Genomic DNA, 22908 nt, shown 5'->3' on the forward strand with positions numbered 1-22908 from the left:
CTCGATGAGGACGTGGTCGCGGCATCCGGTCTCGGCCCGTGGCCGGCGATCGCGAGCACGGGCCTTGCCGCGATCGTGTTCGCCGCCGGTCTCGCCCTCGCGCTGCGACCGGACCCTCCGTCGTACTGGAGTGCGGCCTGGATCGCGCTCGCGACGGCGCTGGCCTACGTCGCCGGGGCGTGGTTCGGCTGCCTCCTCGCGGGAGCGGACCTCGCCGTCGCGGGGTCGGTGGCGGGGCGGATCGCCACGAGCTGGTTCGGCGTCGTCGTGCTCGCCGCCGCGGCCGTCTCTGCGTGGGGCGGCATCGCTCTCACGCGCACCCGCGCCCGCCGGCCGCAGTGGCCGTGGGAGGGCGACGACGGCGAATGACGGGGAAACGCCGGGTGACCTCGGGATCTTCGTGCGCGCGATCGCGCGCGTTCGGGCTACCGTAGGAGGATGGAGCGGTCGCTCGAGACCCGCGTGAGCCAGGCTGTCGACGCCTGGCTCAAGTGGCTGCCGCGCTGGGAGCCGGCGACGCACCGCGGTCGCGTGGCACCGTGCCGGCGCTGCTTCGGGTCTCCTGTGCTGTCGGCCGCGGGGCTCGGCACCGACGTGCCGCACGGCGTGCAGCACGGGCTCTCGACCCGCATCAAGACGATCGTCGATCAGGCGGTCGCCGAGTACACGGCGCGCAACCTCCCGATGCTGCAGGCGGAGCTCGACCAGCAGGCGGCGCGCAATCGCGCCCGCAGCTACCGTCCGACAGAGGGCCTCGACCCCGAATTCGAGGGCCTTCCGCTCGATCCCGACCCCCTTCCCGGGGCGCCCTTCCTGTTCACGATCGCGGGGCTCGCCGAAGAGGCGGATGCCGACGTACCGGCCCTTCCGCCGCTCAGCGAGGAGGCCAAGGCGGCGCTGCGCCAGGAGGTCGGGCTCGCCGACGACTACGCGAACATGATCGGGCGCGAGGTGTGCACGATCCTGCTGCACCACCGCCTGCGCATCCAGGCCGCGATCGCCCAGTACGTCGAGCCGCAGATCGAGGCGATGCTGCAGGAGCTGACCCAGTCGCTCGACGTGCCGTTCGACCCGCTCGACGGGTCGCAGGACTGAGGCCGGACGAAGTCGCCCGCGCGCTGGGGGAGCGCTGTGGATAGACGCTTCGCTCTCATCGGCCTTTGTTAGCATGACGGGGCCGAAGCGGATGCGCGAACGAGGGGCGTTGGGGACCCTCGGCTCCGTCCAGCAGGGAGGATCGTGGCGACCAGACTCCCCTCAGCGCCGCCCATTCTGCCGGGGCTGTCCTACATCCGACCGCTCGGCTCGGGTGGGTTCGCCGATGTGTTCCTCTACGAGCAGGACATGCCGCGTCGCGATGTCGCGGTGAAGGTGCTGCCCAGCGACGTGCGCGACCCCGACCTGCTGCGCATGTTCAACGCCGAGGCCGACGTGCTCGCACACCTGTCGGCGCATCCGTCGATCGTGACGGTCTACCAGGCCGGGATCTCGGCAGACGGACGCCCGTACATCGTCATGGAGTACTGCCCGGGGTCGCTGGCGCAGCGGTACCGCATCGAGCGGATCCCGGTCGACGAGGTGCTGCGCATCGGCGTGAAGATGGCGTGCGCGGTCGAGTCCGCGCACCGTGCGGGGCTCGTCCACCGAGACGTCAAGCCGAGCAACATCCTCGTCACGACGTTCGGCGCCCCCGTGCTCGCGGACTTCGGCATCTCGTCGTCGCTCGCGCGGCAGACCGCCGACGAAGTGCTCGCGATGTCGATCCCGTGGAGCGCGCCGGAGGTGATCGCGGAGCAGACGGCGGGCTCCATTCCGAGCGAGGTGTGGAGCCTCGGCGCGACCGTCTACTCGCTGCTGGCCGGCCACAGCCCCTTCGAACGGCGCGAGCGCGGCCAGAACAGCAAGGAGCAGCTGCGCCGCCGCATCGCGAAGGCCTCGTACACGCCGATCACGCGCGCCGACGTCCCGCCCGCGCTGCAGGAGGTTCTCGCGACGGCGATGTCGCGCGACCCGCGGCAGCGGCATCCGTCCGCCCTCGCCTTCGCCGAGGCCCTGCGCCGCGTGCAGGCGTCGATGGGCCTCACGCCGACGCCGCTCGAGGTGCCCACCGACGAATGGACGCCCGTCTCCGACGAGGTCGACTTCACGGATGCCACGCCCCGCGGCCCCGTGCGCAGCAAGGTCGAGCACGAGAGCTCCCGCAAGCAGCCCGTCGCGGTCGGCGTCGCGGCGCTCGCGCGCGATGAGGAGACCGACTTCGCCGCGCCGGCCGCCTCGGCCGTTGTCTCGCGGCGTGCCGCGGTGTGGATCGTCGTCGGGGTCGCCGCGGCGGCGGTCGCCGCATCCGCCTCCGTCGTCTACTTCATGCTGACCGGAGGCTCGTGATGCGCCGGAGCACCGCGATCGGGCTCGCGTCGACGACGGCCGTCGCCGCGCTCGTCGTGGGCATCGGCATCGTGTGGCCGGGGCTCGACGCGCAGGAGACGCCTCCCGTCGACACGTCGGTCTGGGCGCTGCAGACCGCCGACGGCCGCCGCTACGCGCGCGTGAACACCGCCGTGCGCGAGCTCGACACGGTGCGGGCCGTCAGCAACCCGAACGACGTCGTGCAGTCGGGCGATCGCGCGTACATCTTCTCCGACAGCTACAGCAAGGTCACGCCGATCGATCCCGTGCTGCCCACCGATCTCGGCGAGGATGTGCTGCGGTCGTCGCCGGCGACCCCGCAGGGGACGGTCGAGGTGGCCACCGCCGGGGACTTCGTCGCGTACGTGACGGACTCCGGCGCCGTGCATGTCGGGCGGCTCTCGACGGGCGAGCGGAAGGAGCTGGAACCGTACCCGTCCGACGACGAGGACGCCCCGCAGTACACGTCCGACGCGATCGCGGTCGACGAGCGCGGCCGGCTCTACTCGTACTCGTCGGCCGACGGCGCGGTGCTGCGCTACGACATCCCGGCCTCGGAGGTGCGCGGGCGCGACGAGCTCGACGTCGACGGGCTGACCGATCCCGTGATCTCGGCGGCGGGGAACCGCTGGGTCATCGTCGACGTCGACGGCGAGGTGCGGGTGCGCGACGTGGAGGACGCGTTGGAGGCACCCGTCACGGGGACGCCCGTCATCAGCGCGGCGGACGAGAACAGCGACGCCGTGTACGTCGCCGACGACTCCGTGCTCGTGCGCGTCCCCGTCGACGGCTCCGAACCCACCGTGGTGCCCGGCACGGGCGGCGCGGGGCTCGGCACGCCGGCACGGCCCGTCGCACGCGACGGCGTCGTGTACGCCGCCTGGCTGCCGCAGGGCGACGGCCCCGGCACGCTGTGGAACTCCGAGACCGGCGCTTTCGAGCAGCTCGATTACGGCGGGCAGCCGCTGGAGGGCGAGCGGCGACCCGTGTTCGTGCGCGGCGGCGGCGGCATGATCCTCAACGAGACGCGCACCGGGTGGGTGTGGACGATCCCCGACGGACGACTCGTCGAGTCGAGTCAGAACTGGAGCCTCGACGACGAGATCCAGCCCGACGCCGTGGAGAGCGAGGTCGAGGTCCCGGTCGTGATCGACCCGCGACCGCCGGTGGCGGAGCCGGATGCCTTCGGCGTGCGCGCGGGCGCGCTCACGACGCTGCCCGTGCTGCTGAACGACCACGATCCCAACGGCGACGTGCTCAGCATCGACCCCGCGTCGGTCGCGGGCCTGGATCCGGCGTTCGGCACGGTCTCGATCACCGACGACGGCCAGCGGATCACCGTGCGCACCGAACCGGGCGCGACGGGGACGGCGGCCTTCTCGTACGCCGTGACCGACGGCACGGTCGAGGGCGGGCTCCCGTCCGACCCGGCGGTGGTGACGCTGACGATCACAGGGGGCGATTCCGCGCCGGTGTGGTGCGGAGTCGACGGATGCCTCGCGGAGTGGCCGGAGCCGGAAGTGGCGCGGGGCGGCACCGTCACGGTGCCCGTGCTGCCCGGATGGGTCGACCCCGAGGGCGATCCGATGCTGCTGCTCGACGTGCGGAACCTGTCGGGCAGGGGGTCGGTCGCCGCGACCCCCGACGGCGACGTCGTGTACCAGCACAGCGACGACGGCTCGGAAGGCGCCGAGACGATCGAGCTCGACGTCACGGTCTCCGACACGACCGGCCGCACGGCCAGCAAGACACTCGTCGTGGAGGTCACCCCGGAGCCCGAGCTCCACGTGCAGTCCTTCGCGGTGGTCGACTCCCTCGATGCCGCGATCACCGTCGACGTCGCGCCGCACGTGACCGGCACGGCAGGCACGCTGTCGCTCGACTCGGTCCGCGTGCTCGACGACGCCACGGCGACCGCCACCGTCGTGCGCGGCTCGACCGAGTTCGACTTCTCGGCGAGTGAGCCGGGCACCTATCGCGTGGGGTTCACCGTCACGGACGGGACCAACGACGACACGGGCACGGCCCGCATCACCGTCCTGCCGTCCGACGCGCCCCCGCAGCTGGCGACCGCACCAGTCGTCGCCTTCGTGCACCCGCAGCAGGACGCGACGCTCGACGTCTTCGTCGCGGTCGAGAACCCCACGCGACGCGTGCTCCTGCTGAGCGACGTCGTCGCCACGGCTGACCCGGGGGCGTCCCTGTCCGTCGACGTCGTCGGCCAGAACTACCTGCGCGTGTCGGGCACCACCGCGACGAGCGAGGCCGGGCGGCTCGGCACGATCACGTACACGGTGAGCGACGGCACCGCCGACCGCGGCGCGAGCGTGCAGGGTGAGGCCACCGTCTATCTGCTTCCCCCCGCGCCCGAGCTCGCTCCGATCGCGGTCGACGACTCGCTCGTCGTACGCGCGGGCGCGCAGATCGACATCCCCGTGCTCGAGAACGACATCGCGCCCGCCGGCGGCCGACCGATTCTCAACCCGGCATCGATCACGTCGTCGACCGACGACGCGCTCGCTTTCGCGGCGGGCGACACGCTGCGGTACCTCGCGCCCGAGGAACCGGGCGAGTATCGCGTCGAGTACCGGGTGTACACCTCGGGTGCGCCCTCGCTCGCCGATTCCGCGGTCGTGCGCATCGAGGTGCTGCCGAACGAGGAGAACCGCCCCCCGCAGCCCCACACGCTCGAGGGGCGCGTGCTGAGCGGCCAGTCGACGGTCATCGAGTTCGACGGCTACGGCATGGATCCCGACGGCGATGTCGTGCGGCTCGACCAGGTGGTGTCCCAGCCCGACCACGGCGTCGCCACGATCTCGCCCGACGGCGAGTCCCTCGTGTACACGAGCGTCGCGGGGTTCAGCGGCCAGGTGTCCTTCCGCTACCGCGTCGTCGACGCGTTCGGGCAGACCGGCGAGGCGACCGCGCGAGTCGGCGTGCTCGACAGCCAGGCGAACCCGAGCCCGATCACCTTCACCGACTACGTGCAGGTGCAGGTGGGCGCGAACAGCACGATCCGCGTGAGCCCCTTGTCCAACGACATCGACCCGACGATGGGGGAGCTCGCGATCACCGACGTGCGGCCCGACGTCGCGCCGACGCTCGACGACGGCACCGAGAACCCCGAGTACGAGCGGCTCGAGTCGCGGCTGCGTGAGGTCGACGAGAAGACGGTCGTCATCTCGGCGGGAAACACGCCCGGCACGATGGCGTTCCTGTACGACGTCGTCTCGACGTCGGGCAACACCGGTCGAGGTCTCATCGTCGTCAAGGTCGTCCGCGAGAGCGTCCCGGACTTCCCGATCGTCACCGACACGGTGCTCACCGCGGAGTCGCGCGAGGACTTCCCGCGCGGGGTCGACGTGCTCACCGGCAAGGTGTCGTGGCCGTCCGGAGACGTCGACGACCTCGACCTCGCGCTGTGGGGCGACCCCGACGACGTCACCGCGCAGGGCCGCCGCATCCGCGGATCGCTGCCCGAGACGACCCGGGTGATCCCCTTCTCGGTCACCGGCGAGGGCCAGTCGGGCGAGGTGACGACGTACGGGTTCCTGCGCGTGCCGGGCGAAGACGACCTCACGCTCGCGCTCCGGGCCGGGATGGGCGCGCGCAACGTGCGCGAGCTCGCGTCGGTGGCGTTCGACATGGGCGACCTCGTCGTGCGTCCGCGCGGCGCCGCCGTCGAGGTCGGCGAGGGTGTCAAGGCATCCGGAGCCCGTGAGGGCGCAGCCTGCGTGCGCGAGACGGGGTCGGTCGTGCGGTACGACGCCGGTGCAGGTGCGCCGTGGGCTGACGCGTGTCAGGTCCCCGTGCGACTGGCCGGACATACCGAGTGGACGTACCTGTCGGTGCCCATCCGCGTCGAGCCGCTCGATCCGCAGCCCGAGCTGCGGGCGGGGTCCATGACGGTCGGGCCCGGAGAGACCGCGACGTTCGATCTGACGGCCATGACGGAGTGGCAGCTGCGCCCCGACTGGGACGGCATCGAGTACGCCCTCGACTACCAGGGGGCCGCGTTCGACGTCTCTCTCGACGGATCCACCGTCACGGTGACCGGCGCCGACCGGGCGGTCCCGGGAACCGAGGAGGCCTCGATCGTGTCGGTCACCAGCCACGCGGGGGTCGAGCCGGTGCGGCTCATCCTGCGTGTCGGCGCCGCGCCCTCGACGCTCCCCCGCGGCGGATCCGTCACGCAGCAGTGCACCCAGGCAGCCGGCACCTCGTGCACGATCGACGTCATCGGCGCCACCGGCGAGGTCAACCCCCTGCCGCGCACCCCGCTGCAGGTGGTCGACGTGAAACCGACGGGCGCGTGCGTCGGGGTGACCTTCCAGGTGGCGTCCGCGACGTCCGTCACGGCTTCGTGGACCGCGGATGCGCCGGGCGCGACGTGCACGGCCGCGTTCTCGGTCCAGGACGCCCAGAACCGGCGCACCAACGCCGAGCGAGACGGACAGCTCCTGCTCGACCTTCTCGGCTACCCGAAGGCGCCCGCGAGCCTGCGGCAGACGGCGTATGCGAACGGATCGCTCACGCTGAGAGTCGATCCGGGCGAGTCGGCGCTCGCGTACCCCGCGCTGTCGGGCTTCGTCGTCCGCTACGCGGGCGAAGTCGTCGCGCAGTGCGATGCCCAGGGGATCTGTCCTTCGATCTCGGCCCCCAACGGAGAGCGGCGCGTGTACGAGGCATCCGCGGTCAATGCCGTCGGCGAGTCGCTCACGCGCGTCAGCACGGCCGCGTGGGCGTACGACGCACCGCCCGCGCCCGCCGCGGTCAGCGCGAGGCCCGTCGTCACGGGCGGCGAAGGCGGCGTCGTCGCGCTCACGGTCGAGGGTGTCGACGCGAGCCAGACCGCCAGCCTCGAGGTCGCAAGCCCCGCCGGCGAGCTGCTGCGAGTGCCCGTGGGCCGCGGCCAGACCACGGTCGAGATCCCGTCCTACCGCGTCGGGTCGAACTCGACCTCGCCCATCACGGTGACGCCCTTCTCACGCTTCGAGCTGCCGCCGGGGCTCGGGGGCACGACCTCCGGGTCGGCGGTCACGGTGTGGGCGAGCGGCATCGGCGCACCCCGCGATCCTGTCCTCACGCTCACGTCGCAGTCGTCCGGCGACGGCACATCGGTCGTCAGGGCGAACGGCTCCGCGACACAGAACGGCGACGGATCGACGCTGCGGTTCGGCATCGTTCGCGACGGCCAGCCCTGCACCGCGACGCCGGACGGCGCGAGTGCCGTGTTCAGCGGCCTCCCCGACGGCGAGGAGTACGCCTTCACACTGTGCGCCGAGTCGTGGTTCGGCGACACGTCCTACGGACGCGTGACGACGACCGCGTCGGTGCGCGCGGTGCAGTCCGGCGCGGCTCCCACCGGGTGGACGTTCGTCGTCGACGGCGTCCCGAACGTCGGCGCGAGCCGTGCGGACTGGGTCATCCGCGCGACGCCGACCTCCCCCGAGCGCATCCCCAACCGCAACCGCGTCGAGTTCAACCAGGGGATCCCGCCCGCGGTGTTCGACCGCGACCCGGGTCTGCAGGTGCGCTACGTGCATGAGAGCTGGGGCACCGCGACGCCATGGGCCACGGTGACGCCCGCCCCGGGCAGAGCGCCCTTCCAGCTCCAGGCCACATGGTGGGTCGACTCGTGCGTCGGCGGCAGCCAGCTGCAGCCGCGCGGGGACTCGTCCGCGACGCCGGCGGGCAAGGCGGCCATCGTGTTCTCGAACGCCGGGCTGAGATACTTCGACGCGGCGGGCGCGCCTCTCGCGTCGACGCCCGGAGACTGGACCGTGCCCGTCGGCGCGGTCCGCGTGGAGGGAATCGGCGTGAGCGTCGACTGGTCCGCGCAGGGCTGGGGGCTCCAGCCGGCCACCACGACGTTCTCTGCGACGTGCAACCCCAACCTCCCGCCCGAAGACCCCGAGCCCGCGCCATGACCGACACCCGGAGGACGACCCGCATGACCATCACGCAGGAGCAGGCGACCTGGTTCGCGCAGACGTTCGGCCAGATCGCCGACAACGTGGAGCGCGCCGTGCTCGGCAAGCGCCACGTGGTCGAGCTCGTGCTCACCGCGATGCTCAGTGAGGGTCATGTGCTGCTCGAGGACGTGCCGGGCACCGGCAAGACCTCGCTCGCGCGTGCGATGGCCCAGTCGGTGCAGGGCACGAACACGCGCATCCAGTTCACGCCCGACCTGCTGCCCGGCGACATCACGGGCATCACCGTGTACGACCAGAAGTCCGGGGCGTTCGAGTTCCACGCCGGTCCGGTCTTCGCGAACATCGTGCTGGCCGACGAGATCAACCGCGCGAGCCCCAAGACGCAGGCGGCCCTCCTCGAGGTGATGGAGGAGGGACGCGTGACGATCGACGGCGTCTCACGGCAGGTCGGTGTGCCCTTCCTCGTGCTCGCGACGCAGAACCCGGTCGAGCAGGCGGGCACCTACCGGCTCCCCGAGGCGCAGCTCGACCGCTTCATGATGCGCGCGTCGCTCGGGTACCCCGACCACGCGGCGACCGTCCGAATCCTCGACGGGGCGGCGGTCGCGACCGCCGAGCTCGACCCCATCATCACGCCCCAGGCGCTCGTCGGCATGGCCGACCTCGCGCGCGACGTCTACATCGACGCGCTCGTGCTCGACTACATCGCGCGCCTCGTCGACGCGTCGCGCTCGGCCGACGAGGTGCGTCTTGGCGTCAGCATCCGCGGAGCCCTCGCCCTCACACGTGCGACGCGCACCCGTGCAGCGGCGCAGGGGCGCACCTACGCGACGCCCGACGACGTCAAGGCGCTGGCCGTGCCGGTCCTGTCGCACCGACTGATCCTGCACCCCGAGGCCGAGTTCGACGGTGTCACGCAGGAGGCCGTCGTCGGGCAGGTGCTGCTCGACGTGACTCCGCCCAGCCGTAGAGAGGCCGTATGACGCTGACCGACCCGCGGCAGACCCGGACGTCTCTCGAGAGCGACTCGTCCGACCGCACGATCCAGGTGACCTCGACCACGCGTCGAGGCGGCGTCCTCGTGCGCGCGGTCGTGCGGTCCACGGAGGCGCTTCGGGCCGCAGGTGCGGCGATCGCACGGGCCTGGACGTGGGCGGCGCGCACGGTGCGGCCGGCCGGCGCGCTCGTCATCGCGGCCGCGACGCTCGGCCTCGTGCTCGGGCTCGTGTTCGGGTGGGTCGAGTGGATCGTCGCGGGCGCGGTCGCGGTCGTGCTGCTCGTCATGACGGTGCCCTTCCTGTTCGGCACGCGGCTGTACGACGTGGATCTGCAACTTGCGCGGGAGCGGATCGTCGCGGGCGAGGGGGTCGTGGGCGAGGTCGTCGTGCGCAACGCGGGAACGCGTCTCGCCCTGCCCGGTCGCATCGACATCCCCGTGGGGAACGGCCTCGTGGAGTTCGGCGTCCCGCTCCTGCGCCCGGGCCACTTCGTGTCGCAGCCGCTGGACATCCCCAGCCTGCGCCGCGGCGTCTACGACGTCGGCCCCGCGACGACCGTGCGCAGCGATCCGCTCGGTCTCCTGCGCCGCGAGCACGCGTTCCATGATGTGCACGTGCTGCACGTGCATCCGCGAACCGTCGGGATCCCGTCGACGAGCACGGGGCTTGTGCGCGACCTCGAAGGAAGCCCGACGCGCCGCCTCGTCGACGCCGACATGTCGTTCCACGCGATCCGCGAGTACGCCCCGGGCGACGCACGCCGCCAGATCCACTGGAAGTCGACGGCGAAGACCGGCCAGCTCATGGTGCGTCAGTACGAGGAGTCCCGTCGATCGCGCATGGCGGTCGTGCTGGCGTCGTCGGTCGGCGAGTTCGCCGACGAGGACGAGTACGAGCTCGCGGTGAGCTGCGCCGCGTCGCTGGGACTGCGCGCCGTGCACGATGTGCGTGAGGTCGAGGTCGTCGTGGGCACCGAGATCCCGCGCGTCGTGCGTGGGCGCCTGCGCGCGATCCGGCGCCTCCCCGCGACGTCGAGCCGAACGCTCCTCGACGCGTTCAGCGGCGTGGAGATGCTCGAGAGCACGATGCCCGTCGCCGACGTGGGGCGGCTCGCGGCGGAGTCGAGCGACCACCTCTCGATCGCGTTCGTCGTGGTCGGCTCGACCGTGCCGCTCACGCGGTTGCGGCAGGCCGCGCTCGGGTTCGGTGCGGAGACCACGGTGGCCGCCGTCATCTGCGACGAGCGCGCCCACCCCCGCACCCGCACGCTCCCCGGCCTCACGGTTCTCACCGTCGGCACGCTCGACGACCTCACCGGGCTCCTGCTGCAGGGGGCGACGTCATGACCGAGCAGCTCGTCGCGCGAAGCGGCGCCGGCAGGTCGCGACGTCGTCGTCCGAACCGGCGGCTCTTCACGGCGCGCGTCGTGGCGGGGTCGCTGTTCACCCCCGTGATCGCGGCGCTCGCGGCGCTCGCGGCGTGGCCGATCTACCGCTCGTCGTCGTACATCCTCCTCGTCGTCGTCTCGATCGCCGTCGCCGCCGCGATCGCGGTGGTCTCGTGGGTGCGCCGCTGGAGCGGATGGGCGACCGCCGGAGTGGTCGCCTCCGCCATCCTCGTGCTGGGCGTCCCGCTCGCGGTCCCCTCTCGGCTGGGCGCGCCGCTCGAGGTCGCACGCGGCCTGGGCGAGGTCGCGAGCGGCGCGGTGCTGGCTTGGAAGGACCTCGTCACGGTCGACCTGCCCGTGGGGGCGTACCGCAACCTGCTCGTGCCCGCGCTCATCGTGTTCCTCGCGGGGACGTGCGCGACGCTGCTGCTGTCGTGGCGCGACTCGCGCGTCGCGTATGCCGCGGTTCCGGTCGGCCTGGGCATGCTGTCGTTCGGGCTCTTCTTCGGGCGGACGTCGGTGAGCGAGCCGCTCGTGCTCGGCCCGGTGCGGCTGCAGGCGCCGGTCGAGACCGCGCTCGGAATCGCGGGGCTCCTCGCGTGCCTCGTGTGGCTCGCGTGGCGCACGGGCGACGAGCGCATCCGGGCGCTCCGCCGCGCGGCCGCCTCGAGCGGGGTGCGCATCCCGCGGAAGCCGTCGGCGGCCGACCGTCGCCGCATCGCGCTCGGCGCCGGCATGGTCGCGGTCGCGGTCGTCGGCGTGACGGCGGTTGTTCCCGCGGTCGCGGCGGATGCCCCGCGTGAGGTGCTCAGGTCGGCGGTCGGTCCCGATCTCGACCTCGCCGCGGCCGTGAGCCCGCTTGCGTCCTATCGCGCGATGTTCGACCCGGATCGCGCCGACGAGGTGCTGTTCACGGTCGATTCGGACGGACCCCTCCCCGAGCGCGTGCGCCTCGCAACGCTCGACGCGTACGACGGCGCCGTGTACCGCACCGGTGCCGGCAACGAAGCGGTCGACGCCGGACGCTTCGTGCGCGTGCCGTCGACGCTCGATGCGGGCGCGGGTCAGCCGGTCGAGGCGGTCATCACGATCGACGGGCTCGACGACATCTGGATGCCGACCGTCGGGCAGGTCGAGCGGGTGACGTTCACGGGCGAGCGCGCGGCCGCGCTCGAGGACGGCTTCTATTACAACCCGACCGCGGCCGCCGGGGTCCAGACCGCGGGCGGCGGGCTGCGCACCGGAGACCGGTATGTCGTCAGCGCGGTCGAGCCCGAGCCGGTCGACCTCTCGTCGATCGCCGCGCCCGGCGGATCGCGTGCGCGCGTCGAGCCACCCGAAACGCTGCGTGACTGGGTGGAGAACCATCGGCAGGGTTCCGGCGGCGCCGCGCTCGCGGGTCTCGCCGCGCTGCTGCGCGACCGCGGCTTCCTGAGCCACGCGCTCGCCATCGACGAGGAGAACCCGCCCACGTGGATGCTCGAGCTCGGCGACTACACGTTCCAGGCGAGCGCGTCCGGGCACTCGCTCGCACGCGTCGACTCGCTCTTCCGCCGTCTGCTGGAGCGCGAGGCCGACGAGCGGGCGGTCGCTCCGGAGGACTTCGTGGCCGCCGTGGGCGACGACGAGCAGTTCGCGGTCGCGATCGCCCTCATCGCGCAGGAGCTCGGCTTCCCCGCGCGCGTGGTCGTCGGCGCGTACCTGTCCGCCTCCGACCCCGACCTGCCCACGTGCGACGCCGGTGTGTGCCGTGCCCGCGATCTGTCGGCATGGGTCGAGGTGCAGTCCGCCGAGGGGCAGTGGGTGCCGATCGCGGCGACCCCGCAGCACGAGAACTCGCCCAGTCTCGAGTTCACGCGGCAGCGCGATCCCGAGCTGCCGACCGACGTGCGCCCCGACTCCGTCGAGGAGGTCGTGCCGCCCGAGCCGTTCCAGGAGGACGAGGCCGCGCCGCCCGGCGATCCCGCCGACGCCGGGATCGACCTATCGTGGCTGTGGCCCGCGCTGCGCATCGCGGGGCTCGTCCTCGCGGGCCTCGCGCTCATCGCGGGACCGTTCGTCGTCGTCGCGGCGGCGAAGGCGTCGCGCCGCCACAGCCGCCGCACCCGCGGCGACGCAGCAGCCCGCTTCGCGGCCGGATGGGACGAGTACACGGATGCCGCGGTCGACGCCGGGCGCAGCGCGCCGGCATCCGCGACCCGTGCCGAGCTCGCCGAGAGCTTCGCGACGCCGCGCGGCGCCGAGCTCGCCGTCGCCGCCGACCGGGCGGTGTTCTCGCGGTCGACGCTCCGCGACGAGGACGTCGCGGAGTTCTGGAGCATCGTCGACGAGGAGCGCCGCGCCTTCACCGAGGGTGAAAGCGTATGGCGTCGACTCGCCGCGACCGTATCTTTGAAATCGTTCGTCAGACAGGCGTCGCCCGTGCACGGGCGACGCCCGCACACCGTCGAGAGGGGGACGCGCCGGCCGAGCGCCGTGCGCACCACGCCATGACCGACACCTCAGGCCTCGCCTTCGCAATGGGATCCGTCGCGGTGGTCCTGGCCATAGCCCTGTACGTGTGGACCGCGATCGCGCTGGCCGCCGTCTTCCGAAAGTCGGGAGAGGAGCCGTGGAAGGCGTGGGTTCCCGTCTACAACGGCATGACGCTGCTGTGGCTCGGTGGGCTCTCCGGGTGGCTCTTCCTCGTCGTCTTCGTGCCGATCGTGGGCACGCTCGCGGCGTGGGTGCTCATCGTGATGGCCTGTCACCGCGTGAACGTCGCGTTCGGCAAGGATGCCGGCATGACGGTGCTCGCGGCACTGCTCTTCCCGGTGTGGGCGACCGTGCTCGGGTTCGGCCCGGATCGGTGGGTCGCGCGCCGGCCCCTCGACGACACGCGCTCCCTGTCGCCGGTCTTCCCCGGGGGCGCCGCGACCGGACCGGGTGGCGCGGTGGGCCCCACCGGCCCGACCCGTCACACGTACGCGGCGCCCGGACCCGCGCGCTCGCGATCGGACGATCCTGCTCCCGAGTCGTCCGAGCCGAGCTGGGTACGCCCGGCGCCGCCGCTCCCGCCGACCGTCGTCGACCCCGAGATCGCGGGGTCCCGTCCGGCGGCGACGCGCTCGCAGAACCCGATCCCGCCCGTGCCCCGAGCGTCGGCCGCCGAGGCCGCGCAGGTGCACGGACCCTGGCAGCCGGCTTCGGATGCGCCTCCGGCGGGGCCGGCCGTGCCGCCCATGCCCACGGCCCCCACCGAGCCGGGTGCCGACATGGCTCCGGCAGCGGGCTCGCCGCTCGATGACGCAGCGCCGCGCTCCGCCGTCTCGCACCCTGCCACGAGTCCGTCCGAGGGTGCGTTCCGCGCGTTCGACTCCGAGCACCGTCCCGCGCGCACCGACCCGGTCGAGGCGGGAGCGGGTCTGCGCCGCTCCGCGCGCTCGGCGCCGGTCCCGGGGTCGGACGAGGACCTGTGGGCGATGTTCGACTACGAGCCGTCGCTCGGCGTGACGGGTGAGGTGACGGGTGGTGTCTCCGACGCTCCCGGACCCATCTCCGCGATCCCCGGCGTGAGCGCGGCATCTCCCGTGCCGCCGCCGGCCGCGCCGCCGGTCACGCGCGTGCCACGGGCGCCCGAGGTTCCGACGCGCGACCCGTGGGCACCGACCGACGGCGACGCGTTCGGCGAGTCGGGGGAGGTGTCGGCGATCGCCGGCGCACCGGATGCCGGCGCTCCGCGCGCGGCCCGCTCATCGGTGTCGGCGCAGCATCCGCAGGCCGAGATCCCCGACGAGCCGCTCGAAGAGACGATCGTCGCGCGCCGCCGCCGCACCACGTGGACGCTGCAGATGCCCGCGGGGCGCTCCGTGCCGCTCACGTCCGACGTCGTCCTGCTCGGCCGCCGGCCGTCGAGCGACCCGCAATTCCCCGACGCGCAGCTCGTGCCGATCGACGAGCCGACGGTCTCCAAGACCCACGCGCGGCTCGAGCTCCGAGACGAGGAGTGGATCATCGTCGACCTGGACTCCACGAACGGCGTGGTGCTCGTGACCGACGTCGGCGCCGAGATCGACGTCGTGCCGGGAGTCGAGTCGATCGCAGGCTCGCGCATCCTGCTCGGCGACGCCGACCTGAGGCTCGTCCGGACCGACGGGTGATCGCTTCGACCGGGGGAGCGCCCGCCGAGCAGGACCCGACCGCGGAGGACCCGGTCGGGGGAGCCGAGCGCGTCGACCCGGTCGACGAGACCGTCGTGGTCGACCGCAGCCGCCCCGGGCCCCGTCGGCGCGGCTCCGCCGAGGACACCGCCCTCGACGAGCCGCCCGAGCAGGCGGAGCCGACCGAGGGCTCGACCGTCATCGCGCACCGCGAGTCGCGCCGCCGGGCCCGAGGCGAGTCGGTGCCCGAGCCGATTCCGATCCCCGAGGTGGTGGGCAGGGACGCGCGGATGCCCCACCCCGGCCCGGACGACGTCTACCCGGTCCGCGCGGCGGCCCCCGTCGTGGTGCCGCGCCGCCCGCCGGCCGAACACCCGCCGCAGGCGCCCGCCGACACCGCCGTGGCCGACGCGAGGCTGCGCTCGCAGGCACGTCGCCGCGTCGTCGCGGTCGTGGCTGCGGCATCCGTGACGGTGCTCCTGGCGGCCGCCGCGATCATCGTCCTCGTCGTGGCGGGCTGACCCCTCGCGCCGCATCCGCCCCACCGGCCCGCGCGTTTGCCGCCCCCGTGAATCCGGCGTATCATAGATCGGGTGTGCGCTCACGCGCGCCGTCCGCTGTGCCTAGGCACAGGACGACCGGGTGACGACATCTCAGGGATCGGTCTGCGAACAGGCCACCCCCACGGCATATCCACCAACGAACGCAGCGCCAGGCTCTGGCGTGCCGGTGGATCCACGTGAGACCCGCAGGATCCGTCCCGCGGGAGGAGAACACGACCGCTGTCACCGTGCAGCACAACCAGAGAAGAGAGAACGTGCCAACCATTCAGCAGTTGGTTCGCAAGGGGCGCACCTCGAAGCCTGCCAAGACCAAGGCTCCCGCGCTCAAGGCGAACCCGCAGCAGGCAGGCGTCTGCACCCGCGTCTACACGACCACGCCCAAGAAGCCGAACTCGGCGATGCGCAAGGTCGCCCGTGTCAAGCTCCGCAACGGCACCGAGGTCACCGCGTACATCCCCGGCGAGGGCCACAACCTGCAGGAGCACTCGCTCGTGCTCGTCCGCGGCGGCCGTGTGAAGGACCTCCCCGGCGTCCGCTACAAGATCGTCCGCGGCGCGCTCGACACGCAGGCCGTGAAGAACCGCAAGCAGGCCCGCAGCCGCTACGGCGCGAAGAAGGGTTAAGGAACATGCCTCGCAAGGGACCCGCGCCCCGTCGCCCCGTCGTCAACGACCCGGTCTACGGCGCGCCCGTCGTCAGCCAGCTCGTCAACAAGATCCTCGTCGACGGCAAGAAGTCGCTCGCCGAGTCGATCGTCTACGGCGCCCTCCGCGGCGTCGAGGCCAAGAGCGGCCAGGACGCCGTCGCCACGCTGAAGAAGGCGCTCGACAACGTGCGCCCCACGCTCGAGGTCAAGAGCCGCCGCGTCGGCGGTTCGACCTACCAGGTGCCGGTCGAGGTCAAGCCTCACCGCGCCAACACGCTCGCGCTGCGCTGGCTCGTGAGCTACGCGAAGGGTCGTCGTGAGAAGACGATGACCGAGCGCCTCCAGAACGAGATCCTGGACGCCTCGAACGGCCTGGGTGCCGCGGTCAAGCGCCGCGAGGACACCCACAAGATGGCCGAGTCCAACCGCGCCTTCGCGCACTACCGCTGGTAACAGCCTCCGAGATGCGGGGGCCCGGTTCCTGAGCCCGTCGAAGGGCCGGCCCCCGCATCCACATGGACAGAAAAGGAAAAGACCCCGTGGCACAAGAAGTGCTCACCGACCTCACCAAGGTCCGCAACATCGGCATCATGGCGCACATCGATGCCGGCAAGACGACGACGACCGAGCGCATCCTCTTCTACACGGGCGTCAACCACAAGATCGGCGAGACGCACGACGGTGCGGCGACGACCGACTGGATGGAGCAGGAGCAGGAGCGCGGCATCACGATCACGTCGGCCGCCGTCACGTGCTTCTGGAACGACCGTCAGATCAACATCATCGACACGCCCGGTCACGTCGACTTCACGGTCGAGGTGGAGCGTTCGCTCCGCGTCCTCGACGGCGCGGTCGCCGTCTTCGACGGCAAGGAGGGCGTCGAGCCCCAGTCCGAGACGGTGTGGCGCCAGGCCGACAAGTACAACGTGCCGCGCATCTGCTTCGTCAACAAGATGGACAAGCTCGGCGCGGACTTCTACTTCACGGTCGACACGATCGTGTCGCGCCTGAAGGCGAAGCCGCTCGTGCTCCAGCTGCCGATCGGCGTCGAGAGCGACTTCGTCGGCGTCATCGACCTCGTCGAGATGCGCGCCCTGGTGTGGCCGGGCGACGCGAAGGGCGACGTCACGATGGGCGCCAAGTACGAGGTCCAGGAGATCCCGGCCGACCTCGCCGACAAGGCGGCGGAGTACCGCGAGAAGCTCCTCGAGACCGTCGCCGAGTCCGACGACGCGCTGCTCGAGAAGTACTTCGGCGGTGAGGAGCTCACGGTCGCCGAGATCAAGGGTGCGATCCGCAAGCTCACCGTCGCCGGCGAGCTGTACCCCGTGCTGTGTGGTTCGGCGTTCAAGAACCGCGGCGTGCAGCCGATGCTCGACGCGGTCGTGGACTACCTGCCCTCGCCGCTGGACGTGCCCGCGATCGAGGCGCACGACCCGAAGAACGAAGAGAACATCATCGAGCGTCACGCCGACCGCGACGAGCCGTTCGCCGCGCTCGCGTTCAAGGTCGTGACCCACCCGTTCTTCGGTCGCCTCACCTACATCCGCGTGTACTCGGGTCACCTCGCCTCCGGCGCCCAGGTCATCAACTCGACCAAGGGCAAGAAGGAGCGCATCGGCAAGATCTTCCAGATGCACGCCAACAAGGAGAACCCGGTCGACTCGGTGACCGCGGGCCACATCTACGCGGTGATCGGCCTCAAGGACACCACGACCGGCGACACCCTGTCGGACGCCGACAAGCCCGTCGTCCTCGAGTCGATGACGTTCGCCGAGCCCGTGCTCGAGGTCGCCATCGAGCCCAAGACCAAGGCCGACCAGGAGAAGCTGGGTCTCGCGATCCAGAAGCTCGCTGAGGAGGACCCGACGTTCCGCGTCGAGCAGAACGCCGAGACCGGTCAGACCGTCATCAAGGGCATGGGCGAGCTGCACCTCGACATCATGGTCGACCGCATGAAGCGGGAGTTCAAGGTCGAGGCCAACGTGGGCAAGCCCCAGGTCGCGTACCGCGAGACGATCCGCAAGACCGTCGAGCGCCACGACTACACCCACAAGAAGCAGACGGGTGGCTCGGGCCAGTTCGCGAAGATCCAGTTCAAGCTGGAGCCGCTCGAGGTGTCGGGCGACAAGACGTACGAGTTCGTGAACCAGGTCACCGGTGGCCGCGTTCCGCGCGAGTACATCCCGTCGGTCGACGCCGGCTTCCAGGACGCGATGAACGTCGGCGTGCTCGCCGGCTACCCCATGGTGGGCGTCAAGGCGACCCTCATGGACGGCCAGGCGCACGACGTCGACTCGTCCGAGATGGCGTTCAAGATCGCCGCTTCGATGGGCTTCAAGGAGGCCGCCCGCAAGGCGAGCCCCGTGCTGCTCGAGCCGGTCATGGCCGTCGAGGTGCGCACGCCCGAGGAGTACATGGGCGACGTCATCGGCGACCTGAACTCCCGTCGTGGCCAGATCCAGTCGATGGAGGATGTCACCGGCGTCAAGGTGGTGCGCGCGCTCGTGCCGCTGTCGGAGATGTTCGGCTACATCGGCGACCTGCGTTCGAAGACCTCGGGTCGCGCCGTCTACTCGATGGTGTTCGACAGCTACGCCGAGGTTCCCAAGAACGTCGCCGAGGAGATCGTCCAGAAGAACAAGGGCGAATGACCTCTGCGGATGCCTCGGCTCCGCTCTCGTCGAGGGCGGCCGAGGCATCCGAACCCCACAACTTCACAGAAACCCCTCTACTAAGCTAGAGAAATCCCCGTAGACGACCGGTCGCAAACCAGTGCCCGGAACCTCTACATGACCGTCCTGAGGAGGACCCAGTGGCTAAGGCCAAGTTCGAGCGGACCAAGCCGCACGTGAACATCGGAACGATCGGTCACGTCGACCACGGCAAGACGACGCTCACCGCGGCGATCTCGAAGGTGCTCGCCGACAAGTACCCGTCGAACGTCAACGTTCCGCGCGACTTCGCGTCGATCGACTCGGCTCCTGAGGAGCGCCAGCGCGGTATCACAATCAACATCTCGCACGTCGAGTACGAGACCCCGAAGCGTCACTACGCGCACGTCGACGCCCCGGGCCACGCGGACTACATCAAGAACATGATCACCGGTGCCGCCCAGATGGACGGCGCGATCCTCGTGGTCGCCGCCACCGACGGCCCGATGGCTCAGACCCGTGAGCACGTGCTGCTCGCCAAGCAGGTCGGCGTGCCCTACCTGCTCGTCGCGCTCAACAAGGCCGACATGGTCGACGACGAGGAGATCCTCGAGCTCGTCGAGCTGGAGGTCCGTGAGCTCCTGTCGTCGCAGGACTTCGACGGCGACAACGCCCCCGTCATCCGCGTCTCGGGCCTGAAGGCCCTCGAGGGCGACGAGAAGTGGGTTCAGTCGGTCCTCGACCTCATGGAGGCCGTCGACGAGTCGATCCCCGACCCGGTGCGTGACCGCGACAAGCCGTTCCTCATGCCGATCGAGGACGTCTTCACCATCACCGGCCGTGGCACGGTCGTCACGGGCCGCGCCGAGCGCGGTACCCTCGCGATCAACTCCGAGGTCGAGATCGTGGGTCTGCGCCCGACGCAGAAGACGATCGTCACCGGTATCGAGATGTTCCACAAGCAGCTCGACGAGGCATGGGCCGGCGAGAACTGTGGTCTGCTCCTCCGCGGCACCAAGCGTGACGAGGTCGAGCGCGGCCAGGTCGTCGTCAAGCCCGGCTCGGTGACCCCGCACACGGAGTTCGAGGGCACGGCGTACATCCTCTCCAAGGAGGAGGGTGGCCGTCACAACCCGTTCTTCACGAACTACCGTCCGCAGTTCTACTTCCGTACCACCGACGTCACCGGCGTCATCACGCTGCCCGAGGGCACCGAGATGGTCATGCCCGGCGACACCACCGACATGAAGGTCGAGCTCATCCAGCCGATCGCCATGGAGGAGGGCCTCGGCTTCGCGATCCGCGAGGGCGGCCGCACGGTCGGCGCCGGTACGGTCACGAAGATCCTCAAGTGAGCCGGCGCCCGTAGGGCGCACACAGGCTCGACCACGAGAAGCCCCCGGGAGAGATCCCGGGGGCTTCTCGTGTCTGCCGAGGGACGGATGCCGCGGCATCCGTGTCGCCCTTTCAGGGGCCGGTTCGTCGCGAGACAATGGCACCGTGCAGCCCCGCCGGGGCGCAGAAGGAGCCGACACATGGGCATCGACGACCTCGTCAACCAGGGCAAGGAGTTCCTAGAGCAGAACAAGGACAAGATCGACGACGTGATCAAGTCCGAACAGGCGGAGGACGTGAGCGACAAAGTCCTCGACGCCGCCGCCGACTTCGTCAAGAAGGTCGCACCCGACAGCGTCGATGAGCACGTGGACGGCGTCCGCGACAACATCGACAAGGCCATCGGCAACGAGTAGCTCTCCGCATCGCGAAAGCCCGGGGGAGTGATCCTCCGGGCCTTTCCGTGTGCCGGGGCGCCGCCTCTCCTGGGAAGGTGCCGAGCAACCGTCTGCGCGACACGCCCGGGTTTGCGACACGCCCGGGCGACCCGTAGACTATTGAGGTTCCACATTCCGGCGCGCCTTCGGCGTGCACCGGATCACTGCCAGGGCAGTGCATAGGCGGCGCGAACGCGCAGGGTCCTAGGCCGCGGGCAGCAGAACAAGAAACCGTCCCTCGAAAGGCTCGGGTGCCGGATCATCCGGAAAGCCCGGGCCGCACGTGTGCGTGCGGCGAGCGGCGGGCCGGATGCCTCGGCGCCGGCTTGACAGCAGAACAGTGGTGCGCAGCACCCGTCCATGCGGGTGAGAAGTGCCAGGCGCGCGAGCGCCACCGTGCGTCCAATGCCACAAGGGTAAGACGCGGAAAGAGAGTGAGCAGACAATGGCGGGACAGAAGATCCGCATTCGCCTGAAGTCGTACGACCACGCCGGTCTCGACTCGTCGGCGCGCAAGATCGTCGACACCGTGACCCGTGCGGGCGCGACCGTCGTGGGCCCCGTGCCCCTTCCGACCGAGAAGAACGTCGTGTGCGTCATCCGGTCGCCCCACAAGTACAAGGACAGCCGCGAGCACTTCGAGATGCGCACCCACAAGCGTCTGATCGACATCATCGACCCGACGCCCAAGGCCGTCGACTCGCTGATGCGCCTTGACCTGCCGGCCGACGTCAACATCGAGATCAAGCTCTGAGGACGACGACCATGGCACACATCAACGAAAAGGTTTCCAAGGGCCTGCTCGGCACGAAGCTGGGCATGACCCAGGTCTGGGACGCGAACGGCAAGCTCGTGCCCGTCACGGTCATCGAGATCGCGCCGAACGTGGTCACCCAGGTTCGCACGCCCGAGAAGGACGGCTACAACGCCGTCCAGATCGCCTACGGGCAGATCGATCCCCGCAAGGTCAACAAGCCGCTCACGGCCCACTTCGAGGCCGCCGGTGTGACCCCGCGCCGCCACCTCGCCGAGATCCGCACCGCGGACGCTGCTGACTACTCACTCGGTCAGGAGCTCACGGTCGACGGCACCTTCGAGGCGGGCCAGCTGGTCGACGTCGTCGGCACCAGCAAGGGCAAGGGCACCGCGGGTGTCATGAAGCGCCACAACTTCAAGGGCGTCTCGGCCTCGCACGGTGCGCACCGCAACCACCGCAAGCCCGGCTCGATCGGCGCCTCGTCGACCCCGAGCCGCGTGTTCAAGGGCATGCGCATGGCCGGCCGCATGGGCGGCGAGCGCGTGACCGTCCTCAACCTCACGGTGCACGCCGTCGACGCCGAGAAGGGTCTGCTGCTCGTCAAGGGCGCCGTCCCCGGCGCGCGCGGTCGCATCGTCTACGTCCGCAACGCAGTGAAGGGTGCCTGATCTCATGGCTGACTCGACTCTCGCGCTCGACGTCGTGAAGGCAGACGGCAAGAAGGCCGGCTCGGTTGAGCTGCCCGCCGCTCTGTTCGACGTCAAGACGAACATCCCGCTCATCCACCAGGTCGTCGTCGCGCAGCTCGCCGCTGCCCGCCAGGGCACCCACTCGACCAAGCGTCGTGGTGAGGTCTCGGGCGCCGGCCGCAAGCCCTTCAAGCAGAAGGGCACGGGCAACGCCCGCCAGGGCTCGATCCGCGCGCCGCAGATGACCGGCGGTGGCATCGTCCACGGGCCGAAGCCGCGCGACTACTCGCAGCGCACGCCCAAGAAGATGATCGCCGCGGCCCTGCTCGGCGCGCTCAGCGACCGCGCTCGGGGCGAGCGTCTGCACATCGTCGACTCGTTCGGCATCGAGGGCGCGCCCTCGACGAAGGCCGCTGCGGCCGTGCTGTCGAGCCTCGGCGCGACCAAGAACGTCCTGGTCGTCATCGACCGCGACGACGAGCTCAGCATCCTGAGCGTGCGCAACCTCGCGTACGTCCACGTGCTGCCGTTCGACCAGCTCAACGCCTACGACGTGGTCGTCTCGGACGACATCGTCTTCACCAAGGCCGCCTTCGACGCGTTCGTCGCGGCGAAGACCGGCGCCACCGAGGAGGTCTCGGCATGACGAACATCGCCGCCAACAAGGACCCGCGCGACATCATCCTCAAGCCGGTCGTCTCCGAGAAGAGCTACGGGCTCATCGACGAGGGCAAGTACACGTTCCTCGTGGACCCGCGTGCCTCGAAGACGGAGATCAAGCTCGCGATCGAGAAGATCTTCGGCGTCAAGGTGGCCGCGGTCAACACGATCAACCGCGTCGGCAAGGCCCGTCGCACCCGCTTCGGCGTGGGCAAGCGCAAGGACACCAAGCGCGCCATCGTCACGCTCAAGTCGGGCACCATCGACATCTTCACGGCAGTCGGCTGACGGTCGGGATAGA

18 protein-coding genes are annotated in these 22908 nt (G+C 71.0%); all 18 read left to right on the top strand.

Annotated features, from left to right (window positions below):
* Positions 1-369, top strand: a 369-nt coding sequence (locus VFF97_RS04860; RefSeq protein WP_325032368.1) for a hypothetical protein, incomplete at its 5' end; no start/stop codon positions are given.
* A 69-nt stretch (positions 370-438) separates the two neighbouring features.
* Positions 439-1095 carry a spermidine/putrescine ABC transporter substrate-binding protein gene (locus VFF97_RS04865; RefSeq protein WP_325032369.1) on the top strand — a complete coding sequence of 219 codons (657 nt, stop codon included), beginning with the start codon at positions 439-441 and terminating at the stop codon, positions 1093-1095.
* Positions 1096-1239: 144 nt separating this feature from the next.
* On the top strand, positions 1240-2385 hold the full coding sequence (locus tag VFF97_RS04870; protein ID WP_325032370.1) for a serine/threonine-protein kinase: 1146 nt from the start codon (positions 1240-1242) through the stop codon (positions 2383-2385).
* The gene (locus VFF97_RS04875; RefSeq protein ID WP_325032371.1) at positions 2385-8336 is read left to right on the top strand and encodes an Ig-like domain-containing protein; all 5952 of its coding nucleotides are present in this window, start codon (positions 2385-2387) and stop codon (positions 8334-8336) included. Before VFF97_RS04870 ends, VFF97_RS04875 begins: the two co-directional genes overlap by 1 nt.
* 23 nt (positions 8337-8359) lie before the next feature.
* Positions 8360-9325 carry a MoxR family ATPase gene (locus tag VFF97_RS04880; protein ID WP_325032372.1) on the top strand — a complete coding sequence of 322 codons (966 nt, stop codon included), beginning with the start codon at positions 8360-8362 and terminating at the stop codon, positions 9323-9325.
* Positions 9322-10686, top strand: coding sequence for a DUF58 domain-containing protein (locus tag VFF97_RS04885; RefSeq protein ID WP_325032373.1), 1365 nt, complete (start codon positions 9322-9324; stop codon positions 10684-10686). Before VFF97_RS04880 ends, VFF97_RS04885 begins: the two co-directional genes overlap by 4 nt.
* On the top strand, positions 10683-13220 hold the full coding sequence (locus VFF97_RS04890) for a transglutaminase-like domain-containing protein (RefSeq protein WP_325032374.1): 2538 nt from the start codon (positions 10683-10685) through the stop codon (positions 13218-13220). Before VFF97_RS04885 ends, VFF97_RS04890 begins: the two co-directional genes overlap by 4 nt.
* A complete protein-coding gene (locus tag VFF97_RS04895; RefSeq protein WP_325032375.1) occupies positions 13217-14866 on the top strand; it encodes a DUF5684 domain-containing protein in 1650 nt (549 codons plus the stop codon). Before VFF97_RS04890 ends, VFF97_RS04895 begins: the two co-directional genes overlap by 4 nt.
* Positions 14863-15387 (top strand): hypothetical protein, encoded by a 525-nt coding sequence (locus tag VFF97_RS04900; RefSeq protein WP_325032376.1) that lies wholly within the window; start codon positions 14863-14865, stop codon positions 15385-15387. Before VFF97_RS04895 ends, VFF97_RS04900 begins: the two co-directional genes overlap by 4 nt.
* A gap of 296 nt (positions 15388-15683) precedes the next feature.
* Positions 15684-16052: a 30S ribosomal protein S12 gene (gene rpsL / locus VFF97_RS04905; RefSeq protein ID WP_325032377.1), complete on the top strand. Its 369-nt coding sequence runs from the start codon at positions 15684-15686 to the stop codon at positions 16050-16052.
* A 5-nt stretch (positions 16053-16057) separates the two neighbouring features.
* Positions 16058-16528 (top strand): 30S ribosomal protein S7, encoded by a 471-nt coding sequence (gene rpsG, locus VFF97_RS04910; protein WP_325032378.1) that lies wholly within the window; start codon positions 16058-16060, stop codon positions 16526-16528.
* An 86-nt stretch (positions 16529-16614) separates the two neighbouring features.
* The gene (gene fusA, locus VFF97_RS04915; protein WP_325032379.1) at positions 16615-18729 is read left to right on the top strand and encodes an elongation factor G; all 2115 of its coding nucleotides are present in this window, start codon (positions 16615-16617) and stop codon (positions 18727-18729) included.
* A gap of 161 nt (positions 18730-18890) precedes the next feature.
* A complete protein-coding gene (gene tuf / locus VFF97_RS04920; RefSeq protein WP_325032380.1) occupies positions 18891-20084 on the top strand; it encodes an elongation factor Tu in 1194 nt (397 codons plus the stop codon).
* Positions 20085-20264: 180 nt separating this feature from the next.
* The gene (locus VFF97_RS04925) at positions 20265-20480 is read left to right on the top strand and encodes an Rv0909 family putative TA system antitoxin (protein WP_325032381.1); all 216 of its coding nucleotides are present in this window, start codon (positions 20265-20267) and stop codon (positions 20478-20480) included.
* A 466-nt stretch (positions 20481-20946) separates the two neighbouring features.
* Positions 20947-21255 carry a 30S ribosomal protein S10 gene (rpsJ, locus tag VFF97_RS04930; RefSeq protein ID WP_013584016.1) on the top strand — a complete coding sequence of 103 codons (309 nt, stop codon included), beginning with the start codon at positions 20947-20949 and terminating at the stop codon, positions 21253-21255.
* An 11-nt stretch (positions 21256-21266) separates the two neighbouring features.
* Entirely contained in the window at positions 21267-21926 is a 660-nt protein-coding gene (gene rplC, locus VFF97_RS04935; protein WP_325032382.1) for a 50S ribosomal protein L3, read from the top strand.
* A gap of 4 nt (positions 21927-21930) precedes the next feature.
* Positions 21931-22593, top strand: coding sequence for a 50S ribosomal protein L4 (gene rplD, locus VFF97_RS04940; RefSeq protein ID WP_325032383.1), 663 nt, complete (start codon positions 21931-21933; stop codon positions 22591-22593).
* Positions 22590-22895 (top strand): 50S ribosomal protein L23, encoded by a 306-nt coding sequence (gene rplW, locus VFF97_RS04945; protein WP_325032384.1) that lies wholly within the window; start codon positions 22590-22592, stop codon positions 22893-22895. Before rplD ends, rplW begins: the two co-directional genes overlap by 4 nt.
* Positions 22896-22908 lie beyond the last annotated feature (13 nt).

The organism is Microbacterium sp. (assembly GCF_035687345.1).
Lineage (GTDB): Bacteria > Actinomycetota > Actinomycetes > Actinomycetales > Microbacteriaceae > Microbacterium.

Excerpts from the sequence above, each read along its gene's own strand:
- VFF97_RS04865 (WP_325032369.1), top strand. The coding sequence starts at position 439 with ATGGAGCGGTCGCTCGAGACCCGCGTGAGCCAGGCTGTCGACGCCTGG.
- VFF97_RS04875 (WP_325032371.1), top strand. The coding sequence starts at position 2,385 with ATGCGCCGGAGCACCGCGATCGGGCTCGCGTCGACGACGGCCGTCGCC.
- VFF97_RS04880 (WP_325032372.1), top strand. The coding sequence starts at position 8,360 with ATGACCATCACGCAGGAGCAGGCGACCTGGTTCGCGCAGACGTTCGGC.
- VFF97_RS04885 (WP_325032373.1), top strand. The coding sequence starts at position 9,322 with ATGACGCTGACCGACCCGCGGCAGACCCGGACGTCTCTCGAGAGCGAC.
- VFF97_RS04890 (WP_325032374.1), top strand. The coding sequence starts at position 10,683 with ATGACCGAGCAGCTCGTCGCGCGAAGCGGCGCCGGCAGGTCGCGACGT.
- VFF97_RS04895 (WP_325032375.1), top strand. The coding sequence starts at position 13,217 with ATGACCGACACCTCAGGCCTCGCCTTCGCAATGGGATCCGTCGCGGTG.
- rpsG (WP_325032378.1), top strand. The coding sequence starts at position 16,058 with ATGCCTCGCAAGGGACCCGCGCCCCGTCGCCCCGTCGTCAACGACCCG.
- VFF97_RS04925 (WP_325032381.1), top strand. The coding sequence starts at position 20,265 with ATGGGCATCGACGACCTCGTCAACCAGGGCAAGGAGTTCCTAGAGCAG.
- rpsJ (WP_013584016.1), top strand. The coding sequence starts at position 20,947 with ATGGCGGGACAGAAGATCCGCATTCGCCTGAAGTCGTACGACCACGCC.
- rplC (WP_325032382.1), top strand. The coding sequence starts at position 21,267 with ATGGCACACATCAACGAAAAGGTTTCCAAGGGCCTGCTCGGCACGAAG.
- rplD (WP_325032383.1), top strand. The coding sequence starts at position 21,931 with ATGGCTGACTCGACTCTCGCGCTCGACGTCGTGAAGGCAGACGGCAAG.
- rplW (WP_325032384.1), top strand. The coding sequence starts at position 22,590 with ATGACGAACATCGCCGCCAACAAGGACCCGCGCGACATCATCCTCAAG.